Source organism: Bradyrhizobium sp. UFLA01-814 (genome assembly GCF_046718885.1).
GTDB lineage: Bacteria > Pseudomonadota > Alphaproteobacteria > Rhizobiales > Xanthobacteraceae > Bradyrhizobium > Bradyrhizobium elkanii.
Genome location: NZ_JAQOSR010000307.1, coordinates 1 through 4,989 on the forward strand (window position 1 = coordinate 1; position 4,989 = coordinate 4,989).

The window sequence follows — 4,989 nt, forward strand, 5'->3', positions numbered from 1 at the left end:
GGCGTCGAGCGCCGTATCGATGGCGAGAATCATCATGGGAGGGCGAATAGTGAATAGGGAATGGCGAACAGGGGTCTTGCGGAGAATGCTATTCGCGATTCGCCACTCGCCATTCGCCGCTCCATCACATCGGCCGGACTTCCTGCACGTCGGGCACGAAGTGCCGGAGCAGGTTCTGGATGCCGTGTTGCAGGGTTGCGGTCGACGACGGGCAGCCGGCGCAGGAGCCCTTCATGTTGAGATAGACGATGCCGTCCTTGAAGCCGCGGAAGGTGATGTCGCCGCCGTCATTGGCGACCGCAGGACGCACGCGGGTCTCGATCAGGTCCTTGATCTGCTCGACCGTCTCGGCGTCGGCCTCGTCGAAGAACTCGTCTTGCTCGTCGCGGGCGTCGTCGCTGGCCGCGGTGCCGTCGGCGAGCAGCGGCGCGCCGGACATGTAGTGCTCCATGATCGCGCCGAGGATCGCGGGCTTGAGGTGCTGCCAGTCGCCGTCCGCCTTGGTCACGGTGATGAAGTCGCCGCCGTAGAACACGCCGGTGACGCCGGATACGGCGAACAGCCGTTCGGCGAGCGGCGAGCGTGCGGCGGATTCGGGCGAGGAGAATTCCATGGTGCCGCTGTCGAGCACCATGCGGCCCGGGATGAATTTCAGCGTGGCGGGATTCGGCGTGGCTTCGGTCTGAATGAACATTTGCTGTCTCCGGCGTCGCCGGTTCAAGGCCGGCGCGTTGGGTTCCATTATAGCGTTTTCGAGCGAAGTGACACCGGTTCGCGAAGAAAACGCGTCAAATCAAGGAGTCAGATGGCAACTAAAAAGCCCGCGATCAAGCCGCAAAACCGCGGTTCCAGGCGCCTACCCATGCCCGGAAGCGGGTCCGGGGCCGGTAACGGGCTAGGACAGGGCGTCGATCTCGGCGTCGGTCAGGCCGCCCGGCACGATGGTCACCGGGATCGGGAATGCCCCCATGGTCTTGGCCATGGTGGTGATGATCGGCCCGGGCCCCTCGGCGCCCGGATTGGCGGCCAGCACCAGCGCTGCGATATCGACGTCCTTGTCGATCACATCGAGGATCTGCTCGATCGGGTCGCCCTCGCGAATCACCCGCTCCGGGGTGATCGCGGCGATGCCGTTGGCCCGGCCCGCGGCGCGGTCGAGCGCCTCGTTGGCGGCCTCCTCGGCCTCCGCGCGCATGATGTCGGCGACCCCGAGCCATTGCTGGTTCTGATCCTCGGTCTCGATCACCCGCAGCATCACGACGCCGCCGCCGACCCGGATCGCCCACCGGCTGGCGTAATAGACCGCGCGGTCCCATTCCGCAGTGTCGTCAACGATGACGAGGCATTTCGGCTTGTGACCTGTCTCGTAGCTTCGTCGCTGGGTGGTCATGCATGTCCCGGTGCTGAACCAAACCAACCCATGGTGCCATACTCCCTCGCCGTTTGGGAGAGGGAGCGCGCAGTTCCTGCCTTGCGTGTCAGCGCGGGCGGATGAAGCCGACGATGTCCTTGGTGATGCGCATGGTCTCGTCGGCGATGCCGCGGGCGCGGTTGGCGCCGTCGGCGAGGACCGCGTCGACATGGCCGGGATCGGCGACCAGCTTCTTCATCTCGGAAGCGATCGGCGCCAGTTTTGCGACGCAAACCTCGACCAGTGCGTTCTTGAAGCTGGAGAACTGCCCGCCGCCGAACTGCGTCAGCACCTCCTGCTTGGAGATGCCGGCCAGCGCCGCGTAGATGCCGACCAAGTTGTCGGCCTCGGGACGCGTCTCCAGGCCCTTTTCCTCCGACGGCAGCGGCTCCGGATCGGTCTTCGCCTTGCGGATCTTCTGCGCGATGGTGTCGGCGTCGTCGGTGAGGTTGATGCGCGAATTGTCCGACGCATCCGACTTCGACATCTTCTTGGTGCCGTCGCGCAGGCTCATCACCCGCGTCGCGGGTCCCGTGATCAGCGGCTCGGGCTGCGGGAAGAACAGGCCGTCGGCGAAACCGTGACCACGAACTGAATCGCCGAAATCGTTGTTGAACTTCTGCGCGATGTCGCGGGACAGCTCCAGGTGCTGCTTCTGGTCCTCGCCGACCGGCACATGGGTCGCGCGGTACAGCAGGATGTCGGCGGCCATCAGCACCGGATAGTCATAGAGGCCGACCGAGGCGTTCTCGCGGTCCTTGCCGGCCTTCTCCTTGAACTGCGTCATGCGGTTCAGCCAGCCGATCCGCGCGACGCAGTTGAAGATCCAGGTCAGCTCGGCATGGCCGGCGATCTGGCTCTGGTTGAACACGATGTGCTTCTTGGCATCGATGCCCGCGGCGATGAAGGCCGCGGTGACCTCGCGGGTGTTGCGGGCGAGCTCGGCCGGGCCGCCCCAGACCTCGACGCCCTGCGTGATCGCATGCATGTCGACGACGCAATAGATGCAGTTGTGGGTCTGCTGCATCTTCACGAAGTTGACGATGGCGCCGAGGTAGTTGCCGAGGTGCAGATTGCCCGTCGGCTGGACGCCTGAGAAAACCCGTTCAACGAACGCCATGGTCTAATTCCCGGAAATGGCTAGTTTTGCCGCGTCGTTTGCCACTTAAGCTCCGCGCGCGCAAGTCAGGCGGGGCGCCTTTGCCTGACGGCGTTAATCGTCTCGCGCCAGCCGGTGACGCCGAAAAGCTGCAAGAACAGCCCGTAACCGGCGATGCCTGCGGCAATCAGCACAAGCAGGGAGGCCGCCTGCACGAAACCGTGGCTGCCGGCGGACGGCAGCGCGCCCTCCGCGAGCCAGAGCAGGGCGCCCATCGCGAGCGCCGCGGCCAGGATGCGCGGCAGCCGGCGGCGCGCATCGGCATCGATCGAGAAGCCGAAGGTCGCGGCCCCCTTGCGGATCAGTGCCAGTGCGTTGCTCCAGGCGCCGAGCGCGATGCCTGCGGCAATTCCGCTCGCACCGAAGATCTGGCCGAGCAGGAAAGCCGCCGCGATCGCCACCACGACCGCCTTCAGCGTCGCGAGCAGCGGCGTCAGCGTGTCCTCGCGCGCAAAAAATGCCGGCGACAACGCCTTCACCAGCACATGCGCCGGCAAGGCCAGCGCCAGCCAGATCAGGGCTTGCGCGGTTGCCGCGCTATCCTGGGCGGTGAACGCGCCGTGCTCGAACAGCATTCGCACGATCGGCTCGCTCAGCACCACCAGGCCGAGCGTCGCCGGCAGCGCCAGCCCGACCGCAAGCTCAAGGGCACGCGATTCCGCATGCGCGATCGCGCTGGATTCGCCGCTGCGCACGGCGCGCGTCATCTCCGGGATCAGCACCGTGCCCATGGCGACGCCGACAATGCCGAGCGGCAGCTCGAGCAGGCGGTTGGCGAAATAGAGCCAGGACACCGCCGATGGCGAGGTCGATGCGATCACCGCGCCTGCCACCATCAGCCATTGCGGCGCGCTGCTCGCGACCATGCCGGGGATCGCGCGGCCGAGAAAGCCGCGCATGTCAGGATCGAAGGACACGCGGAGCGGCGAAGCGAGTTTCGCGCCGCGCAGCGCCAGCATCGACAGTTGCAGGAAGCCGGCGATGCCGATCGTCGCCGCCATCACAATCGCCGCCTGCGCCGGCTCCTGCTGCCGCACCAGCAGCACGGCCATCACTGATATCAGCGCGATGTTGAACAACAGCGGCGAGAACGCGGTCAGCGCGAAGCGCCCCTGGGCGCTGAGCAGCGCCATCATCACGGTGACCGGACCGGCGAAGGCCAGATAGGGCAGCATCAGCCGTGCGTAGTCGACGGCGAATTGCAGTGTGTCGCGGCCGACGAACCCCGGCGCGATCGCCGCGATCACCAGCGGCATCAGCACGCCGATGACGAGCGCGGCCGCGATCACGGCGGCGCTGATGGTGCCGAGCACGCGGCCGGCAAAGGCGGTTGCCGCGTCCAAGCCGCCGGCATCGCGCGCCTTCAGCCAGGCCGGCACCAAAGCGGCATTCAGTCCACCCTCGGCCAGCAGCCGTCGCACCACATTCACAAGCTGGAACGCCGCCAGGAAGGCATCCGCCACCGGCCCCGCGCCCAGCAGCGCTGCGATCACGGAATCGCGCACGAAGCCGAGCAGTCGCGAGGCCAGCGTTCCCGAGGAGACCGTGAGGAAGGAGCGGAACATGAGGTCTGTATAGCAGTAGCGCGCTTTGCTGCCAGCGGCACTCCGCCAGCCCCGTCATCCTGAGGTGCGAGCGAACCGAGCCTCGAAGGATGCATCGGCCACTAGTCGGGCCGTCCATCCTTCGAGGCTCGCCAAGAGGCTCGCACCTCAGGATGACGGGTTACAGGCGAGGGGATGACGGAACTAGCAGCAGCCCTTCCCTTGCTGCCCCGAGCCTGAACGTGATAGGCCGCCACTCTTGTTGGGTGGCGTTAACACAGGGCAGGTCTATGGCTGACGCAAAATACGACGTTCTCGGGATCGGCAACGCGATCTTCGACGTGCTGGTACAGACCGACGAGGCATTCCTTGCCCGTCACGGCATGACCAAGGGCTCGATGCAACTGATCGACGAGACGCGCGCGACGGCGATCTACGGCGACATGGGCGTGGCGACCGAGATGTCGGGCGGTTCGGCCGCGAACACCATCGTCGGCGTCGGCAGTCTCGGCGCCCGCGCCGCCTATGTCGGCAAGGTCAAGGACGACCAGATCGGCAAGCTCTACGTCCACGACATCCGCGCCGCCGGCGTCGCCTTCGACACCGCGCCGGCCAGGACCGGCCCGGCCACCGGCTGCTCCTACATCCTGGTGACGCCGGACGGCGAGCGCACCATGAACACCTATCTCGGCGCTGCGCAGGATCTGACGCCGGACGATATCGATCCGGCGCAGATCGCAGCCGCTAGCATCATCTATCTCGAGGGCTATCTCTGGGATCCGAAGAACGCCAAGGACGCGTTCGTGAAGGCGGCTGATATCGCGCATGGCGCGGGCCGCCAGGTCGCGCTGACGCTGTCGGATTCGTTCTGCGTC

The 4,989-nt window shown here is 66.3% G+C and carries 5 protein-coding genes; 1 reads left to right on the top strand and 4 read right to left on the bottom strand.

Annotated elements, in window-relative coordinates:
- Positions 1-124: 124 nt before the first annotated feature.
- From PMN64_RS41990 to murJ, 4 genes are all read right to left on the bottom strand, one after another.
- Positions 125-694, bottom strand: a complete 570-nt coding sequence (locus PMN64_RS41990) for a NifU family protein (RefSeq protein WP_411785010.1) — start codon at positions 692-694, stop codon at positions 125-127.
- A 201-nt stretch (positions 695-895) separates the two neighbouring features.
- Positions 896-1,390, bottom strand: coding sequence for a universal stress protein (locus PMN64_RS41995; protein WP_016840400.1), 495 nt, complete (start codon positions 1,388-1,390; stop codon positions 896-898).
- Between the two features lie 88 nt (positions 1,391-1,478).
- Positions 1,479-2,531, bottom strand: a complete 1,053-nt coding sequence (gene trpS, locus PMN64_RS42000; protein WP_304497873.1) for a tryptophan--tRNA ligase — start codon at positions 2,529-2,531, stop codon at positions 1,479-1,481.
- 65 nt (positions 2,532-2,596) lie between these two features.
- Entirely contained in the window at positions 2,597-4,135 is a 1,539-nt protein-coding gene (gene murJ, locus PMN64_RS42005; RefSeq protein ID WP_411785011.1) for a murein biosynthesis integral membrane protein MurJ, read from the bottom strand.
- Positions 4,136-4,404: 269 nt separating this feature from the next.
- On the opposite strand from murJ, the gene PMN64_RS42010 reads away from it, so the two are divergent.
- Positions 4,405-4,989, top strand: a 585-nt coding sequence (locus PMN64_RS42010) for an adenosine kinase (RefSeq protein ID WP_411785012.1), incomplete at its 3' end; no start/stop codon positions are given.

What these genes read in the sequence shown, in the direction of transcription:
- PMN64_RS41990 (WP_411785010.1), bottom strand. Translation starts at nt 694, where the DNA reads ATGTTCATTCAGACCGAAGCCACGCCGAATCCCGCCACGCTGAAATTC.
- PMN64_RS41995 (WP_016840400.1), bottom strand. Translation starts at nt 1,390, where the DNA reads ATGACCACCCAGCGACGAAGCTACGAGACAGGTCACAAGCCGAAATGC.
- trpS (WP_304497873.1), bottom strand. Translation starts at nt 2,531, where the DNA reads ATGGCGTTCGTTGAACGGGTTTTCTCAGGCGTCCAGCCGACGGGCAAT.
- murJ (WP_411785011.1), bottom strand. Translation starts at nt 4,135, where the DNA reads ATGTTCCGCTCCTTCCTCACGGTCTCCTCGGGAACGCTGGCCTCGCGA.